Below are 17,538 nucleotides of genomic sequence, written 5' to 3'. Positions count from 1 at the left end.
TCAGCGGGTCCTCTGGCACGGCTGGAGGGTCGGCGTCGGTGCCCCGCCGAGACAGTGAAACCCGCTGATTGATCACGACTCGATACGCGCCCTAGTGGTAGCCGCCCAATGACTGTCGGCGCCGCGCTCGCCAGGCCGAGTCGACGGACAGGTAGGGGGCGCCGGCGAGGACCAGGGGGATCCAGGCCATCAGGTAGGCGAGGTCGTTGCCGTAGTAGTAGGGGGTGGTCGCCCAGCTCACCGTGAGCCACAGGCTGAGCGAGATCAGTGCGCCGCCCAGCGCGGCCAGCCGGCCGAGCAGACCGATCAGGGTGCCGATGCCTACGGCCAGTTCACCGAGGGCCATGGCGAAGCCGAAGCCGACCGGGGCCTTCAGGGCCAGGTCGACCAGGGCCGGGATGGCGGCGGAGTCGCGGGCGGCACGCATGGTGTCGCCGATGGACCCGGAGCCGCCGGACTTCAGGAAGGCGCTGTCGGTGAGCTTGTCCAGGCCGGCGTAGATGAAGGTGACGCCGAGGAAGACCCGGAGGGGCAGAAGCGCGTACTGGGTGGCGGAGGCACGCCAGCCGCGCTGGCCGTTCAGCCTGGTGGTGTGCGTGTCCGTCCGGATGCCGTGGGTCATCGTCGCCAGCCGCCTCTCGCCCGCCGTAACGCCCCTCACTTGACCATACGTATGACGAGGGGGAGCGGTTCAATCCCCTCGCGGATGTTTTTCCGGATTTCGGCGCCTCGTGCCCCGAGGCCGAACGGGATCGGCCGGTATCACCGGCGGGACGTTCCCGTCATCGCCTCGCCGCCGTCCGGTCGCCGGCGCCGTTCACTCGGTCACCTGGACGATGCACCGGTTGGTCGCGACCCCGGCCGCGGTGACCACCTGCACCTCCACCGCACCGGGTTCGACGTCGGCCGGCACGGGCACGGTCAGGACGCTGTCGGTGGGGTTGCGAAAGCCGCCGGTGACGGGGACCAGCGGTACGTGGACGTCGACCGCGCCGATGCGGACGACCATGCGGGAGAGGCGCTCGGCGGTCTGTGCGCCCGGCGGGACGAAGCCGGCACCGCGGATCTCGATGTCGTCGCCGGTGCGGATCGGCCCGTCCAGGTCACCGGGTTCGCGGGCGCGGACCACGGAGAGGACGACCGGTCGGCCGCCCTCCGCGTACTTGCCGGCCAGGTAGGTCGCGGCCGAGACCAGCACCACCACGCCCAGCCCCCAGGGCAGGTCGGGCAGTTGGTCGGGGCGGCGGGCCAGCCGTACGGCGGCGAACAGCAGGGCGACGGCGCTGATGGCGACGTACTGGATGTCGGCGAAGGCGCCCCGGCCGGAGTCGTCGGTGAGCAGGTCGGCGGCGCGCGGCCGGTGCGCCGGTACCTTCTGCAGGCGCTGCGCCAGAATGCGCAGGCTCACCACCCGGCGGACCAGGACGGCGATGCCGCACACCACGGCGAGGACGGTCACCACGCCGGCGCCGCGCGCGAGGTCGAGGCCCGAGATCAGCGCGTCGCGTTCGGCGTGGTCGGAGGCGGCGGCCAGCCGGGCGGCCAGCAGCAGGACGGCGTAGCCGACGAGGAGCACCCAGCCGGCGGCGACGGTCCGCGAGGTGGACATCCGGTTGTCCTCACCGATCACCGGGGCGAGCGCCCCGCCGCGCGCCCGGTGCAGCCAGGAGGCCGCGCTGAGCGTGCCGGCGACGACGAGCGCGGCGGCCAGGGCCGCGGTGCGGGCGCCGGTCCAGCCCGCGCCGACCGCGGTGAGCGCCTCGCCGAGCAGCAGCGCGAGGACCGCGCCCCACACCGCGCACACCGTGCGCCGCCACAGCCGGGCGAGCCAGGCCGTGCCCTCGGCGCGGCCGCGGTCGGCGACGGCCTCCGCCCGCTCGGTCAGTTCCTCGGAGACCCACTGGCGGGACGCCGAGGCGGAGTGCGCCACGGCGGCCGGCAGGCCCTGCCCGGCCGCGTACTCGTCACGCAGCCGCAGGAACGCGGCGACGGCCCGCCGGTGTCCCTCCCGGGCGCCGTGCGGGCAGTCCCCGCAGGCGCAGCCGCCCTCGTGTATCCCGACGGCATCCGTGCCCTGTCTCGCCTCCTGCACCGCCACGCCCGGCGCCCGCCTTCCCCACGACCTTCCGGCACGGCCGGCGGTCCCTGGTCGGAACGGATCGCCGCCGCGCAACTCCCCTGCGTCGACAGCGAATTGTGCCCTACGGCGGGCCGCCCGGGGCCATCGGGCGGGGGGTCACGGCGGGTGAAGTACGGGCCGCTGTGTTGACCCGGCTGCGAGAATTTCCGTATGGCCGAGATCATCCAGCGGGACGGGACCTGGGCCTTCGACGGCAGCACGATCCGGATCACCCCCGGACTGCACCGCTGCGTGCCGCTGTTCCGGCAGACGTACGGGGAGATCTCCGTGCCCCTGGAGGCGGTCTCGGACGTCGTCTACGAACCCGAGCGGGGGCGTGGCCGGCTGCGGATGCGGCTGCGCGAGGGCGCCGACCCGCTGCTCCAGGCGACCGGCGGGCGGCTGCCGGAAGCGGCCGATCCCTACCGGCTGACGGTGGACGCGGACCGCGGTGGGGTCGCGGAGTACGTCGCCGAGGAGATCCGGCACGCCGTGCTCCTCGACCGGGTCCCCAGGGAGCCCACGGCCGGCTATCTGCTGCCGGGCCCGCCGGTGCCGGTGTCGGTGCGGTCCTCCGACGGCACGGTCTCCTTCGACGGCACGCAGGTGCGCATCGACTGGGCCGACACCTCCGACCGGGTCAAACGCGCGACCGGCCCGCGGATCATCGCGCTCGGCGACCTGGTGCAGGTGGAGTGGCTGCCCAACTCCGGTTACGAGGACGGTTTTCTGCGGTTCGTGACCCCGGAGACGGTGTTCTCCAAGCTGCCGCCCGAGCGGGATCCCTACACCCTGGACCTGTGGGGCAGCGTGCGGCGCGATCTGCTGACCGCGCTGGTCGCGACGGCCGTCACCGCCCGGCTGCCGCATCCCTCCACCCGTACGGGCACGGCCCACGACGGCCGGGACGGGCAGCGGACGGCGGTGCCCGGGCAGGCCGGTCACCATGACGTCCTGCTGCGCCGGCTGCGGGAGCTGGGCGAACTGCACCGGGAGGGCGTGCTCACGGACGAGGAGTTCGCGCGGACGAAGGCAGCCGTGCTCAGGGGCTTCAGCTGAGCAGGTCCGGTTCGGTGCGGCTGATGTCCTGCCACAGGGGCTGGTAGTTGATCCAGGCCACCAGGTCGCCGCCGAGCTGTTCGCGGGTGGCGACGGCCAGTTTGTGGTCGATGAGGACCGGGCGGCCGGCCGCCTTCGCCATCAGCTGCACCTGGCAGGACCGCTCCATCGACATGAACCACCAGGCCGCCGCGTCCACCGAGTCGCCGACGGTGAGCAGCCCGTGGTTGCGCATCACGAGCGCCTTGCGGGAGCCGAGGGCACCGGCGATCCGGCGGCCTTCCTCGACGTCGACGGTGACGCCGGTGTACGCGTCGTAGAGCGCCACGTCCTCGTAGAAGGCACAGCTCTCCTGGGTGATCGGGTCGATCAGCTCGCCGAGCGCGGCGAGGGCGCGGCCGTGCACGGAGTGGCAGTGCGCGACGGCGACGACGTCCGGGCGGGCGGCGTGGACCTGGGCGTGCACGGTGAACGCGGCCTGGTTGACGTGGTAGCGGCCCTCGACGACCTGCCCGTCCTGGTTGGCGAGGACGAGATCGCTGACGGTGACGTGCTTGAACGGCATCCCGAACGGGTTGACCCAGAAGCAGTCGGAGAACTCCGGGTCGCGGGCGGTGATGTGCCCGGAGACCCCGTCCTCGAACCCGGCCCGTCCGAAGATCCGCAGGGCTCCGGCGAGCCGCTCCTTGCGGTGCCGGCGTTCGTCCTCCACCGACTCGTGCATCGGCGGCATGGCGAACTGCAGCTGGTCGGTGGGCAGCGGCAGGGGCGGGGTGGGCCCGTGCATAGGTCCTCCAGCGGGCGGATTGCTGTACGCGCCGGAAGTTACCGCCGGTCAGCGCAAAAAGGCAGGGCTGTTTTGTAAAGATGACGTACGCGACGGATACAGGACAGAGGTTGTCCGGTTTGCCGGGGAGACTGGCGCGCATGACACGCATGAACTGGGCGGGGTTCGCCTCCGCCGAACCCGAGCTGGCGAAGCTGGTCGAGGGGCGCTTCGGTGCCTTCCGCCATCACGTCCTCGCCACCCTCCGCAAGGACGGCTCGCCCCGCACCTCCGGCCTTGAGGCCGACTTCCGCGCGGGCGAGCTGTGGCTCGGCATGATGGACGGCTCCCGCAAGGCGCTCGATCTGCGCCGCGATCCGCGCTTCGTGCTCCAGGCCAACCCCGGGGACGGCACGGACACGGCCGGCGGGGACGTACGGATCGCCGGGCGGGCGTGCGAGGCCGGGGACGCGCGGAAGGCCTGGTACGTGAAAGAGGTGGAACCGCCGCAGCCGTTCCACCTCTTCCGCACCGAGCTGACGGAGGTCGTGCGGACCTACGTCGAGGACGACAGGTATCTGGTCGTCCAGGTCTGGAAGCCCGGAGAGCCGGTGCGCACTCTCAAGCGGACATGACCGTCAGGAACAGCGGGACTACTCCCACTCGATGGTGCCCGGCGGCTTCGAGGTGACGTCGAGGACGACGCGGTTGACGTCCCGGACCTCGTTGGTGATCCGGGTCGAGATGCGGGCGAGGACGTCGTACGGCAGCCGGGACCAGTCGGCGGTCATGGCGTCCTCGGAGGACACCGGGCGCAGCACGATCGGGTGGCCGTAGGTGCGGCCGTCGCCCTGGACGCCCACGCTGCGCACGTCGGCGAGCAGGACCACGGGGCACTGCCAGATGTCGCGGTCCAGGCCGGCCGCGGTCAGCTCCTCGCGGGCGATGGCGTCGGCGTCGCGGAGCAGGTCCAGACGCTCCTTGGTGACCTCGCCGACGATACGGATGCCGAGGCCGGGACCCGGGAACGGCTGGCGCTGGACGATCTCCTCCGGCAGGCCCAGCTCCTGGCCGACCATGCGGACCTCGTCCTTGAACAGCTTGCGCAGCGGCTCGATCAGCTTGAACTCGAGGTCCTCGGGCAGGCCGCCCACGTTGTGGTGCGACTTGATGTTCGCGGTGCCGGTGCCGCCGCCGGACTCGACCACGTCCGGGTACAGGGTGCCCTGGACCAGGAACTCCACGGCCGGGCCCTCGTCGGCGATGATGTCGGCCTGCGCCTGCTCGAAGACACGGATGAACTCGCGGCCGATGATCTTGCGCTTCTCCTCAGGGTCCGAGACGCCCTTGAGCGCGGTCAGGAAACGCTCCTCGGCGTCCACGACGACCAGCTTGACGCCGGTCGCGGCCACGAAGTCCTTCTCGACCTGCTCGGTCTCACCCTTGCGCATCAGGCCGTGGTCGACGTACACGCACGTCAGCTGGTCACCGATGGCCCGTGCGACGAGGGCGGCGGCGACCGCGGAGTCCACGCCGCCGGACAGACCGCAGATGGCCCGCTTGTCGCCGACCTGCTCGCGGATCGCGGCGACCTGCTCCTCGATCACGTTGCCCGTCGTCCAGTCCGGCTTCAGGCCCGCGCCGCGGTACAGGAAGTGCTCCAGCACCTGCTGGCCGTGCGTGGAGTGCATGACCTCGGGGTGGTACTGGACGCCGTAGAGCTTCTTCTCGTCGTTCTCGAACGCGGCGACCGGGACGACGTCCGTGGACGCGGTCACGGCGAAGCCCTCGGGGGCGGCGGAACACGCGTCGCCGTGCGACATCCACACGTGCTGCTCGGCCGGGGTGCCCTCGAACAGGGTGGAGGAGTTCTTGGAGACGTGCAGGTCGGTACGGCCGTACTCGCGGGCGCCGGTGTTGTCGACGGTGCCGCCGAGGGCCTGTGCCATCAGCTGGAAGCCGTAGCACATGCCGAAGACGGGGACGCCGGCCTCGAAGAGCTCGCGGTCGAGGGTGGGGGCGCCCGTCTCGTACACCGAGGAGGGGCCGCCGGAGAGGATGATCGCCGCGGGGTTCTTGGCGAGCATCTCCTTCACCGGCGTGGTGCTCGGCACGATCTCGCTGTAGACCCGCGCCTCGCGGACGCGACGGGCGATGAGCTGGGCGTACTGCGCGCCGAAGTCGACGACCAGGACGGTGTCGGGGGTGGCGGCAGGCGAAGTCGCTGATGACACGGGGTGCCTTCTGGTGGTCGGGCGGGGGTCTGTGCTACCGAGTCTAACGGTGTGGGCGCGAAGGGCTTCCCCTGGACTTCGCCGTGGCATACTGGCCCCATGCTCACGCAGACGACCCGCTTCTTTACCTATGGCATCCGGCCCGCCGGCTGCCATGGTCGTGCTGCTTGAGCCAACGCCAAGCGACTTCCCAGGCGCCCCGGGCCGACAAGGCCCGGGGCGCCTGTCGTTTTCCGGGTCCTGCCGTTCCGGGGCGTCCCCGCCACCTTCACCAGGAGCCCCGACATGACCACCACGACCCCGCGGGAGACCGCTGCTCCGGACGTGACCATCGCCGACGCCCGGGCGCGCATCGATGTGCTCGACGACCGGATCATCGGTCTCATCCAGGAGCGGATGGCCGTCTCCGCCGTCGTCCAGCAGACCCGCATCGCCTCCGGCGGGCGCCGGGTGAACCTCTCCCGCGAGATGGAGATCCTCGGCCGCTACCGCGAGGCCCTCGGCAAGCCCGGCACCGGCCTCGCCATGACCCTGCTGGAGCTGTGCCGGGGCCGTGTCTGAGCGGCCGTATCTGAGCGGCCGTATCTGAGTTCGAGCGCCGTCTCACCCGTACGGCGCGTGACCGGCGCCCGTACCGCTTCGTTGAGCGGGGTGTCCGTGCCAGCCAGGGGCGGGCCCGACAGAACCACGCGTGGCTCGCTGGAGCGGTGAGGCGTACGGGTCGTGCCGTGCGCCGTGGGACCCCGCTCCAGGGAAGTGACCGGACGGCAGGGGACAGCAGTCCGGTCACCCAAGAGAACGGCCGGCTCCGGGGACGCCCGGGGCCGGCCGGCGGAAAAACTGCCCACATACACCAGAACCAGCGGCGCAACCCCCCGGCGCCGCACCCAGGCACCGACGCTGCCCTGACGTCGGTGCTGACCGAAGAAGGGCCCCGCGGCCTCTCCGTCCCGCGGGGCCCTTCGGTGTGCCCGCCGCCCCCCACCATGCCTGTGACCCACGCCACACGAATATTCGGCGCGCGCGAAGCAACCCTTCGCGGCCTTCGCCGATCAAACCTGCCGAATCAAAGAAGCAGCAAGAGGGACCTGCCTTCGGAGGGGGATGCAGGTCCCCCTTCCTGCGTCCCGTCGGCTTCGCGTGTCCCGTCGGCCTCGTGCGTCCGCCGGGCTAGTTCTTCGGGGGTACCGCCGGCATCCCCAGGAACGGCAGGCGCAGCGCGCCGAAGGCCTCCGCCGGTACCGCCGGGGTGCGCGGTTCCACCGGCTTCAGCCGCTCGTACGCCGCTCCCGGCGCCGGCCGCGCGTCCTCCTCGCCCTTGTTCGGCCAGAAGGACATCGCACGCTCGGCCTGTGCGGTGATCGTCAGCGACGGGTTCACGCCCAGGTTCGCCGAGACCGCGGCGCCGTCCACGACCGAGATGCCGGGGTGGCCGTAGACACGGTGGTACGGGTCGATCACCCCGGTCTCGGGCGAGTCGCCGATGGGGCAGCCGCCGAGGAAGTGCGCGGTGAGCGGGGTGCCCATCAGCTCGCCGACGTTGCTGCCCGCGAAGCCGTTGATCTCGGTGGCGAGCGCGGAAGCGGCCTCGGTGGCGGCCCTGATCTGCTTGGGATTCGGGGCGCCGTGGCCCTGCCGGGCGGTCAGCAGGCCCTTGCCGACCCCGTCCGGTTTCAGGTACGTCGTCAGGGAGTTGTCCAGCGACTGCATGACCAGGCCGATGATGGTCCGCTCGGACCAGCGCCGGTTGGAGAGGGAGCGCAGGACCAGCAGCGGGTGCCGGGCCGCGTTCGCCAGCCAGGCCAGCGCCCGGGAGGAGCCCTCGGCGTACGGCACCTGGAGGATCGACAGGCCGCCCATCGCGTTGGAGCCCTTGCCGTAGCGGACCGGCTCGATGTGGGTGTTCTCGTCCGGGTGGATCGAGGAGGTGATCGCGACGCCCCGCGTGAAGTCGGCCTTCGGCTCACCGGTCGCCCTGCGGTAGCGGCGGTTGTCGGTCTGCGCACCGACCAGTGCCTCGGAGTTGGTCCGGGTCAGGTCGCCCAGCCGCTTCGACAGGTACGGCAGCTGGCCGCCCGCGCTCATCCGGTGCAGCAGGGTCTGCGTGCCGTACGTACCGGCCGCGAGGACGACCCGGCGCGCGGTGAAGGTCCGGCCCCGGCCCTTCTTCCGCTGGTCCGTCGGCAGGGTCGCCACCGCGTACCCGCCCCGTGAGTCGTCCGTGACGGACATGACCGTCGTCATGGGGTGGACCACCGCGCCCGCCTTCTCGGCGAGGTGGAGGTAGTTCTCGTTCAGGGTGTTCTTCGCGCCGTGCCGGCAGCCGGTCATGCACTCGCCGCACTCCGTGCAGGCGTTGCGGGACGGGCCGGCGCCGCCGAAGTACGGGTCGTCCACCTGCTCGCCGGGCCTGGCCCGCGCCTTCCCGTCGGCGTCCTTGCCGTCGCCGAAGAACACGCCGACCGGGGCGAGGTGGAAGGTGTCACCGACGCCCATCCGCCGGGCCGCGGCCTTCAGATGCACGTCGGAGGGGGTCATCGTCGGGTTGAGCCGTACGCCGAGCATGCGCTGGGCCTGGTCGTAGTACGGCTTGAGCTCCTCCTGCCAGTCGGTGATGTCCCGCCACTGGGGGTCGTCGAAGAAGGCCTTCGGCGGTACGTAGAGGGTGTTGGCGTAGTTGAGCGAACCGCCGCCGACGCCCGCGCCGGCCAGCACCATCACGTTCCCCAGCAGGTGGATGCGCTGGATGCCGTACATGCCGAGCCTGGGGGCCCAGAGGTAGTTCTTCAGGTCCCAGGAGTTCTTCGGCAGGGACTCGCGGGTGAAACGGCGTCCCGCCTCCAGCACGCCGACTTTGTAGCCCTTTTCTGTCAGGCGGAGGGCGGATACCGATCCGCCGAAGCCGGAGCCGATGACGAGGACGTCGTAGTCGTAAGCGTCCTGGGGCACGGGGTCTCCTCGTTGAGTGTCGCGTGCGGGCCGTGTGTGGTTGGTCGCGCAGTTCCCCGCGCCCCTAGGGAATTACCTGAACCGGAATGCCTTCATCAGCCGCAGACTCGTGGTCATGAACGCCGCGTACTTCTCGTCGGTCATGCCCAGCGACGGCGCCATCGGCAACAGCCGCTGCTGGGCCACCGTCTGGGCCTCCGTGTACTTGAGGATGCCCTCGGAGCCGTGGCGACGGCCGAGGCCGGAGTCCTTCATGCCGCCCATCGGGGACTGGACGCTGCCGTAGGCGGGGGCGTAACCCTCGTTGACGTTGACGGTGCCGGTGCGCAGCCGGGCGGCGATCTCCCGGCCGCGCCGGGCGCTGGTCGTCCAGACCGAGGAGTTGAGGCCGTACGGCGTGGCGTTGGCGCGTTCGACCGCCTCGTCGTCGGAGGAGAAGCGGTAGACCGAGACGACCGGGCCGAAGGTCTCCTCCTCGCACACGGCCATGGAGTCCTCGACGCCGTCGAGGACGGTCGGCTCGAAGAAGTAGGGGCCGATGTCGGGGCGGGCCGTGCCACCCGCGATCACCGTCGCGCCCTTGGCGACGGCGTCCGCCACATGCCGTTCGACGGTCTTCAGCTGCCGCTCGCCGACCAGCGAGCCCATGTCGGCGCCGTAGGCGAGGGAGTTGCCGAGCCGCATCGCCCTGGTGCGGGCGGCGAAGCGTTCCAGGAAGGCGTCGGCGATCGACTCGTGGACGTACAGCCGCTCGATGGAGATGCAGAGCTGTCCGGCGGAGGAGAAGCAGGCGCGTACGGCGCCGGCGGCGGCCTTCTCGATGTCGGCGTCGTCCAGCACCAGCATGGCGTTCTTGCCGCCGAGTTCGAGGGAGACGCCGACCAGCCGGGAGGCGGCGCCCTGGGCCACCTCACGGCCGGTGCGGGTGGAGCCGGTGAAGGAGACGTAGTCGGCGTGCTTGACGACCTCGGGGCCGACGACCGGGCCCTCGCCGAGCACCACCTGGAAGACGTCGGCGGGCAGTCCTGCCTCGATGAGCAGGTCACGGGCCCACAGAGCGGTCAGGCAGGTCTCGGTGTCCGGCTTCATCACCACCGCGTTGCCGGCGACGAAGGCGGGCAGCGCGTCGCCGACGGACAGTTCCAGGGGGTAGTTCCACGGGGCGATCTGGCCCACGACCCCGCGCGGGTGGCGGAGCTCGGTGACCTTCGTGAGCGTGGGCACGGCGCCGGTGTGCCGCTTGGGCCGCAGGTAGACGGGGGCCTTGCGGCCGTAGTGGCGGGCCGCGACGGCGACGGCCTGCACCTCCTCGTGCGCGTGCAGCCGGGCCTTGCCCGTCTCCAGCTGGATGAGGTCGAGCACCTCGGCCTGGCGCTGCAGCACCAGATCGTGGAAGCGGAGCAGGACGGCGGCCCGCTGCCGTACCGGGGTCCTCTCCCACACGGCCTGTGCGGCACGAGCCGCCTCGAAGGCCTTCTGTACGTCCTCGGGGGTGGACTCGGGCAGGTCGGCCAGCTTCTCGCCGGTGAACGGGGTGTGGTTGGCGGTACGGCCCGAGCCGACGACGCCCTTGGTGAGCTGGGCCACCAGTTCCGGGGTGACCACGTCGGCGGCGGTGCGGGCGCCTTCGGGGGCGGGCGCGTACGGGTTGGTGCCGGTGCTGTCCGGGGCCTGCGTGTCCGTCATGACGCGCAGGGTATGCCGGGGCGGAGCCTTTGTGTACCCGTCGGTAACGGGGATTCACCGAGTGCTCACACACTGCCAGTGATCACTGGCGGAGAATGTGCTGATCAGGGCGGAGAAGGAGTCGCACGCAGAACGATCATTCGAGTCCGGCTTTCTTCGCGAGGAGGAGCCCCAGCGCGGTCCGCGGCGTGCGGCGAGGGGGTCCGGCAGGTGCGGGCCGGGAGGGCTCGGGGGCGACGGCCGGCGCCGGGTCCGGGTCCGGTGCGGGCGTGAGCCCGAGGTAGTCCCGCAGGGCCGCCGTGACCTCTTCGGCGCCGGGGCGCGCCTCGGGCTCGTCCGCGCGCAGCCGCTCCAGCAGGGGGCGCAGCGGCCCGGGAACCGTGTCCCCCAGGGCGGCGTGGAGCAGTGCGCCGAGGGACCACAGGTCGCAGGCCGGCCCGGCGCCGGGGCCCGCGGCGCGCTCGGGGGCGACGAATCCGGCGGGCGCGTCCCCCGGGTGTCCGTCGCCGGTGCCGAAGTCGGTGACGACCACCCGTCCGGTGCCGGACTCCAGCAGGACGTTGGCCGGTTTGACGTCCCGGTGCACGATGCCGACGGCGTGCGCGGCGCGCAGGGCGCCGAGCACGGCGAGCCCGACGCGGGCGGCCTCGGCGGGCGGCAGGGGCCCACGGCGCAGGACCTCCCGCAGCGACTCGCCCTCCACCAACTCCATGACGATCCAGGGGACATGGCCCTCGGTGACGACGTCATGGACGGTGACGGCCGAGGGGTGGCGCACCCGGGCGGCGGCACGGGCCTCCCGGTAGAACCGGTGGGCGATACGGCGGCTCTCCTCGTCGTCGGCCGGATCACCGGGCAGCAGCGGCTCCTTGAGGGCCACCCGGCGTCCCTGCCCCTGCTCGTCCCGGGCCCGCCAGACGGTCCCGGTGGGGCCGGACCCCAGGCGTCCGGCCGGCCGGTAGCGGCCGCCGATCAGACGTGCGTCGGGCGGGTGTTCGCCGTCTCCACTCATGTCACATGAGTACCGTGCGCACCATGCCCTTGTCGAAGCGGGGGTCAGGCGGCCCAACGGTGCAGGGTGAAGCCCTGTCCGGCCTTCCGCACCTCCACCGCGCCGGCACCGCCGAAGTGGACGGGTACGACCAACTCCCGTTCGGCCGCCGCACGTTCCAGGACCCGCGACCGGGTCGCGGCCGCCTCCCGCGGGTCGAGGCAGAAGCAGCTGCTGCACTCGGGGTGCAGGATCTGCACCGGGCTGTGCAGCAGGTCCCCGACGAACACGGCCCGCTCACCCCGGGATTCGACGCGCAGGACGGAGGAGCCGGGGGTGTGACCGGGTACGGCAGCCCCTGCGCCCTCTCGCACGCCTTCAGCCGGGAGTTCGGGATCACCCCTGGCCGGTACCGGAGCCTCGACACTCGCGTGTCACGGCTTCCTGATGTCCACGTTGGCGATCGCCGCCCCGGCCACCTCCCGGCCGCGCGCCGTGAAGTCGCTTCGGGCCCGGGTAGCCGATCGTGAGCGTGTACATGTCTCCGGCGCCGGTGCGGTAGTAGAAGACCTGGATCTCGCGCGGGCGCGGGTGGTCGCTGTCGTCGGTCGTGTAGCCGACGGTGTTCTTCGCGGCCTGCCTGCCGTGGTACGTGGCCGTGTCGTCCGGGTGCGTCCGCGCGCCCTTGGGCATGTTCAGGGTGTACTCGCCGTCGGTACGGAACTTCTCGTCGTCGGCGTACATCTGGGACCGCGCGCTGTTCTTGATCTCGTGCAGCGAGTCGTCCGCCCGCCGGGCCACGTGCAACTCGACCCAGACGGTGCCGCTCGGGTCCTCGTAGGTCACCCAGTTCTTGTCGGTGGCGTCCTTGTCGGGCCTGACGGCCTGGTAGGCCGCGGGCACGGCGACGGTGGCGCCCAGCTTCGCCTCCGGCTTCCTCGCCCAGCCGTCGGGCAGCGGGCCGGCGAAGGGGTCGGCGAGGACGAGGTACGCCGTCACCGCGGCCGCGACCAGTGCCGCGCCCGCGCCCAGCCACGCCGTGCGGCCGAGGCGCCGGGCAGGGACGGCGAGAGGCACGGTCTGCCCGGGCTGCGTCGGTACCGGAGGTGCCGGAGGTGCCGGGGGCGCCGGGGGCCGCGCCGCGTCCTCCAGCAGCGCCCGGACCCGGTCGGCCGGCGGCCGGTGCGCGGGGTCCTTGCGCAGCAGCCCGTCGATGACCTCGGCCAGCGGACCGGAGGCGGAGGCGGGCGCGGCCGGGGTGGAGTTGAGCACCGACTGCAGGGTGGCCGGGGTGTTGCTGCGCCGGAACGGCGAGACGCCCTCGGTGGCCGTGTACAGCAGGACGCCCAGGGACCACAGGTCGCTCGCCGGGCCGGGCCGCTGCCCCAGCACCCGCTCCGGTGCGATGTACTCGGGCGAGCCGACGAAGCCGCCGGTGTCCGTGAGCCGTGTGTCGCCCTCGATCTGCGCGATCCCGAAGTCCGTGAGGACCACCCGGTCGTACCGGCCGAGCAGGACGTTGTCCGGCTTGACGTCCCGGTGCAGGACGCCCGCCGCGTGCGCCGCCTCGAGCGCGCCGAGCACCTGGAGGCCGATCCGGGCCGCCTCGCGCGCGCCCAGCGTGCCCTCCCGCAGGACGTCGCCGAGGGTGCGTCCGTGCACCAGCTCCATCACGATCCAGGGCCGCCCGCCGACGACCGCCACGTCATGGACGTTCACCACCGCCGGGTGGTCGAGGCGGGCCGCGGCGCGGGCCTCGCGGCGCATGCGCTCGAAGGCGTTGGCGCGTTCCCGTTCGGGAAGGTGGTCCGGTATCCGGGGTTCCTTGACGGCGACCTCACGGTCCATCGTCTCGTCCTTGGCCCGCCACACCGTCCCCATCCCGCCATGGCCCAGCTTGCCGAGCAGCCGGTACCGGCCGGCGATCAGCTTGTCCGGTTGCGGCTGCGGCGGTTGCAGAACAAAACTCGTCGTGTCGTCGGTGCCCTGACCGACGCCCCCCTCACTGCTCATGAACCATCCATATCGCGCCACCGGCGCCCGCAGCCACAGGGAACGCGAACCGGTCACCCACCCGTGACCGAGCAGCCGGGGTCAGGGGCCCACCCGGAAGGTGTCGACCGCCACGTCGAAGTACTCCCGCGCCTCCCGCACCTTGCCGACCGGCGCCGACACCCACACGTCGTACAACCGCCCGGCCTCCTCCCAGCACAGGTCGTAGGTGTGGCGCGGTCCCTCCGCCGCGCTGAAGCCGTCCCAGGTGAACTCCCACAGGGCGGCGGCGTGTCCGTGGTGCGTGGTGCGGGTGACCCGGCCGTCGCGGTAACCGGGGTTGGTGGACGGGCCCTTGGCGGCCGACCGTTCCATGACGCCCGGCGGGCCGCCGGGTTGGGGATCGGCGGCCTTGACGCCGAGGCGGAAGGTGTCGCCGGGCGAGAGGTAGAAGACGCGCTCGCCCTGCGGACTGCGGGTGAAGTCCGCCGGTACAGCGAGGGAGAAGCCGGCCGGGTCCCGCGCGGTGCGGTAACCGGAGGGCGCGGTGGGCGGGCCGGTCGAGGCGGGGCCGGTGGGTGTCGGGCCGGCGGTGGTGGGAGTGGGGGGTGCGGTCGGGCGCGTACCGGTACCGGTCGCCGGGGACGTCGCCGTGCCGCCGGGCGTGCCGCCGCCCCCGCCGCCGTCCCGGTGCAGCAGCAGCGCCGCCGCCGACACGCCGGCCCCGGCCAGCGCGGCGACCAGCAGGGCCGCGACCAGCACGCCGCGCGTGGACGACGGCCGGGCCTGGGGCTGGGGCTGCGCCGCCGGTTCGGAGGCGGCCGGTACCTCAGGTGGGCCGCCGCGTGGCAGGTCAGGCCGGGTCGGCGGGTGGGGCGGACCGGCCTGGGACCCGAGGTTCCCCGGCGTGTCGGACCTCTCCGTACGTCCGCCCGCCGCACCGGACCTCGGCGTGCGGCCCCCGCCGATCCGGTGGACGAGACCGGGAGTGGTGGGGCCCGGGGTGTCCGGTGCTTCCGGAGTGCGGCCGGTCTCCAGGAAGGTCCGCAGCATCTGCTCGGCCTCGGCCGCGCCGAGCCGCCGGTCGGGGTCGCGTTCCAGCAGCCCCCGTACGACCGGCAGCAGCGGCTCGGCCTCGTCGGGTGGCCTGATCTCGGCGGCGACGACGGCGTGCAGGATGCCGCCGAGCGAGTCGCGCCGGAACGGCGACTCGCCGCTGAGCACCGTGCACAGCAGCGCGCCGACCGACCACAGGTCGGACTCGGGGCCGGTGCGCACCCCCGACATCCGCTCCGGCGCGGTGTACTCGGGCGAGCCGACGAAGGACCCGGTCTCGGTGAGCGTGGTGGCGCCCGCGACCTGCGCGATGCCGAAGTCGGTCAGCACGACCCGGCCGGTGCCCCTCTCGATCAGGACGTTCGCGGGTTTGATGTCCCGGTGCAGCACCCCTGCCTCGTGCGCGGTGCGCACCGCCCCGAGCAGCGCGACGCCGATCCGCGCGGCCTCGGCGGCGTCGACCGGGCCCTGCCGGGAGATCAGGTCGGCGAGCGAGGTCCCGTCGACCAACTCCATGACGAGGTAAGGGCGTTCGTCGTGATCCACCACGTCGTGCACGACGATGATGTGCGGATGCCGCAGCCTGCCGACCGCCCGGGCCTCGCGGAACGTACGGTCCCGGCGGCGCCGCGCGTCGTCCTCGGAGAGGGAGTCGTCCGGGAGGAGTTCCTTGACCGCGACCCGGCGCCCCAGCACCTGGTCGAGGGCCCGCCATACGACGCCCATGCCGCCACGCCCGATGCGTGCCTCCAGGCGGTAACGGCCCGCGATCACCCGGAAGTCGGCGCTCTCGGTCCCCATGGGCCCCATCATGCCTCACCGGACCCGCCCGCTCCGGGGCGCCGATCAGCCAAGCCGGACCGATCGACCAGCCGGTTTCGGCCGTGTCAACGGCCGCGTCGGCCCCCGTCAGCCGGCGGCCGGCTCCTGCCAGCCCTGCAGCACCCACCTGAACTGCTTGCTGGTCTTCGCCCAGTCCTGTTCCGGTGTGGACATGTAGATGGCGTACTCGGTGCCGGACCGCGAGAAGTACGTCTCCTCGATCGCGTGGCGCGGGCCGGGGATGTGCGGCTCGTCCTTCTTCAGCGCGTACCAGGTGTACTCCCACACCGAGCCGCTGCGGTCGCGGTAGATGTTCGGCTTCAGGACCACACGCTTGTAGTCGACCAGTCGCTCCAACTGCTGTTCCAGGTCCAGCTGGTGGTGGTAGGCGTCGGCGTAGTCGGGCGAGCCGTTGACGGCGATGCGGACGAAGTGGTAGCCGTGGTCGGGGCTGTAGTCGATCTGTTTGAGGCCGCCCTTGAGCTCGTAGACCTTCCGCTTCCAGCCCTTGGGCAGGGAGAGGCTGAAACCGAGCGGGTCGTGCTGGACCTCCCAGCCGGCGCGCACGCTTGTGTCACCGCCCGGCGAAGCGCTGCCGCTCGCGGAGGGCGAGGTCGTGGCCGGGCCCGCGCCCCCGCTCGCCCCGGTGTCCTGCTCCGAGCCGCCGCCCCACTCCTGGAAGGCCACCGCCGTGCCACCGCCGAGCACCGCGGCGACGGCGATGACCAGGGCGAGGGTGCGCAGCCGACGGCGGGGCCTGGGCGGTACGGGTGCCGGGCCCGGGGGCGTGGGCGCCACGGCCGTCGGCCCGGTCGTGGAACGGCCCGGGCCCGCCGGCACTCCGGGGCCGTAGCCGGGGGCGGTTCCCGTGGGACCGTAACCGGATGCGGATGGTCCGGGACCGTGACCCGAGGTGCTCGCCCCGTAGGCGTGCACGCCCGAGCCCTGGGTCGGGATGAACGCCTGGGCCGTGTGCGGGCGGCGGCCCTCGGCCGCCTCGGCGAGCATCTGCTCCGCCTCCTCCGCGCCGGGCCGCCGGTCGGGTTCCTTGTGCAGCAGGGCGGCTATCACGGGGCCGAGCGCACCGGCGTGGCGCGGCTCGTCGGCCTCCTCCTCGACGACCGCCTGCATGGTGCCCAGCGGTGAGGTGCGGCGGAACGGCGAACGGCCCTCGACCGCCGTGTACAGCGTGGCGCCGAGCGCCCACAGGTCCGAGGCCGCGCCCGGGTCGTGGCCGCGCACCCGCTCGGGCGCGAGGTAGTCGACCGAGCCGACGACCTCTCCGGTGCGGGTGATGGTGGAGTCGCCCTCGATCTGGGCGATTCCGAAGTCGGTGAGCAGCACCCGGCCGTCCCGGCCGAGGAGTACGTTGCCGGGCTTGACATCCCGGTGCAGCACACCGGCGGAGTGCGCGGCACGCAGCGCCCGCAGCACCCACAGCCCGATACGGGCGGCCTCCCTGGGCTCCACCCGCCCCTGCTCCTTGACCTCGTCGGCCAGCGAGTTGCCCTCGACCAGCTCCATGACGATCCAGGGACGGCCGTCGTGTTCGAGGACGTCGTGCACGGTGACGACCGCGGAGTGGTTGATGCGCGCGGCGGCGCGGGCCTCGGCCCGGGTCCGGGCGAGCAGAACGGCCCGGTCGCTGTCGGAGACGTAGAGCGCGGCGGTCAACTCCTTCACGGCGACCGTCCGGTTCAGCACCTCGTCGTGGGCACGCCACACCCGGCCCATGCCACCGCTGCCGATGGAATCGGCGAGCCGGTAGCGGCCCGCTATGAGCAGGCCCTGCATCTGATTCACGTTGCCCCGCAATGCTCTTGACAGGGTCAGATTAAGGACCGGCCCATCAACTGGGAACCAG

General features: G+C 72.5%; 12 protein-coding genes and 3 pseudogenes. 4 read left to right on the top strand and 11 right to left on the bottom strand.

The window, feature by feature from the left end:
• Positions 1–91: 91 nt before the first annotated feature.
• Positions 92–622 (bottom strand): DoxX family protein, encoded by a 531-nt coding sequence (locus ACZ7HQ_RS35235; protein ID WP_470998939.1) that lies wholly within the window; start codon positions 620–622, stop codon positions 92–94.
• A gap of 195 nt (positions 623–817) precedes the next feature.
• Positions 818–2,098, bottom strand: a complete 1,281-nt coding sequence (locus tag ACZ7HQ_RS35230; RefSeq protein ID WP_470998937.1) for a hypothetical protein — start codon at positions 2,096–2,098, stop codon at positions 818–820.
• Between the two features lie 192 nt (positions 2,099–2,290).
• On the opposite strand from ACZ7HQ_RS35230, the gene ACZ7HQ_RS35225 reads away from it, so the two are divergent.
• Positions 2,291–3,178: a DUF4429 domain-containing protein gene (locus ACZ7HQ_RS35225; protein ID WP_470998935.1), complete on the top strand. Its 888-nt coding sequence runs from the start codon at positions 2,291–2,293 to the stop codon at positions 3,176–3,178.
• On the opposite strand, the gene ACZ7HQ_RS35220 is transcribed toward ACZ7HQ_RS35225, so the two are convergent.
• A complete protein-coding gene (locus tag ACZ7HQ_RS35220; protein WP_470998933.1) occupies positions 3,171–3,965 on the bottom strand; it encodes a class II aldolase/adducin family protein in 795 nt (264 codons plus the stop codon). The two genes, ACZ7HQ_RS35225 and ACZ7HQ_RS35220, sit on opposite strands and share 8 nt — an antisense overlap.
• 149 nt (positions 3,966–4,114) lie before the next feature.
• On the opposite strand from ACZ7HQ_RS35220, the gene ACZ7HQ_RS35215 reads away from it, so the two are divergent.
• The gene (locus ACZ7HQ_RS35215) at positions 4,115–4,579 is read left to right on the top strand and encodes a pyridoxamine 5'-phosphate oxidase family protein (protein ID WP_470998955.1); all 465 of its coding nucleotides are present in this window, start codon (positions 4,115–4,117) and stop codon (positions 4,577–4,579) included.
• A gap of 18 nt (positions 4,580–4,597) precedes the next feature.
• Here the strand turns inward: ACZ7HQ_RS35215 and guaA are convergent, their stop codons facing one another.
• On the bottom strand, positions 4,598–6,178 hold the full coding sequence (guaA, locus tag ACZ7HQ_RS35210) for a glutamine-hydrolyzing GMP synthase (protein ID WP_470998931.1): 1,581 nt from the start codon (positions 6,176–6,178) through the stop codon (positions 4,598–4,600).
• A gap of 285 nt (positions 6,179–6,463) precedes the next feature.
• On the opposite strand from guaA, the gene ACZ7HQ_RS35205 reads away from it, so the two are divergent.
• Positions 6,464–6,739, top strand: a complete 276-nt coding sequence (locus ACZ7HQ_RS35205; RefSeq protein ID WP_470998929.1) for a chorismate mutase — start codon at positions 6,464–6,466, stop codon at positions 6,737–6,739.
• A gap of 609 nt (positions 6,740–7,348) precedes the next feature.
• Here ACZ7HQ_RS35205 and ACZ7HQ_RS35200 read toward each other — a convergent pair.
• From ACZ7HQ_RS35200 to ACZ7HQ_RS35185, 4 genes and pseudogenes are all read right to left on the bottom strand, one after another.
• A complete protein-coding gene (locus ACZ7HQ_RS35200; RefSeq protein ID WP_470998927.1) occupies positions 7,349–9,127 on the bottom strand; it encodes a GMC family oxidoreductase N-terminal domain-containing protein in 1,779 nt (592 codons plus the stop codon).
• Between the two features lie 72 nt (positions 9,128–9,199).
• Positions 9,200–10,813, bottom strand: a complete 1,614-nt coding sequence (locus ACZ7HQ_RS35195) for a succinic semialdehyde dehydrogenase (RefSeq protein ID WP_470998925.1) — start codon at positions 10,811–10,813, stop codon at positions 9,200–9,202.
• Between the two features lie 136 nt (positions 10,814–10,949).
• Complete coding sequence (locus ACZ7HQ_RS35190) at positions 10,950–11,825, bottom strand: serine/threonine-protein kinase (RefSeq protein ID WP_470998923.1); 876 nt, start codon at positions 11,823–11,825, stop codon at positions 10,950–10,952.
• A 44-nt stretch (positions 11,826–11,869) separates the two neighbouring features.
• Positions 11,870–12,157 (bottom strand): annotated as a pseudogene (locus ACZ7HQ_RS35185) (MBL fold metallo-hydrolase); the annotation flags it as partial.
• Between ACZ7HQ_RS35185 and ACZ7HQ_RS35180 the strand changes: the two are divergent.
• Positions 12,143–12,223: pseudogene (locus ACZ7HQ_RS35180) on the top strand (helix-turn-helix domain-containing protein); the annotation flags it as partial. The pseudogenes ACZ7HQ_RS35185 and ACZ7HQ_RS35180 sit on opposite strands and share 15 nt — an antisense overlap.
• Positions 12,224–12,238: 15 nt before the next feature.
• On the opposite strand, the pseudogene ACZ7HQ_RS35175 reads toward ACZ7HQ_RS35180, so the two are convergent.
• The 3 genes and pseudogenes from ACZ7HQ_RS35175 to ACZ7HQ_RS35165 form a co-directional block, all read right to left on the bottom strand.
• Positions 12,239–13,817, bottom strand: a pseudogene (locus ACZ7HQ_RS35175) (serine/threonine-protein kinase).
• Positions 13,818–13,898: 81 nt separating this feature from the next.
• Positions 13,899–15,653, bottom strand: a complete 1,755-nt coding sequence (locus ACZ7HQ_RS35170) for a serine/threonine-protein kinase (protein ID WP_470998921.1) — start codon at positions 15,651–15,653, stop codon at positions 13,899–13,901.
• 108 nt (positions 15,654–15,761) lie between these two features.
• Complete coding sequence (locus ACZ7HQ_RS35165; protein WP_470998919.1) at positions 15,762–17,468, bottom strand: serine/threonine-protein kinase; 1,707 nt, start codon at positions 17,466–17,468, stop codon at positions 15,762–15,764.
• Between the last annotated feature and the right edge of the window lie 70 nt (positions 17,469–17,538).

This window comes from Streptomyces sp. NPDC037290, assembly GCF_055603245.1.
Note: the sequence above shows the minus strand (reverse complement) of the source record. Positions and strands in the feature narration are given on the sequence as shown.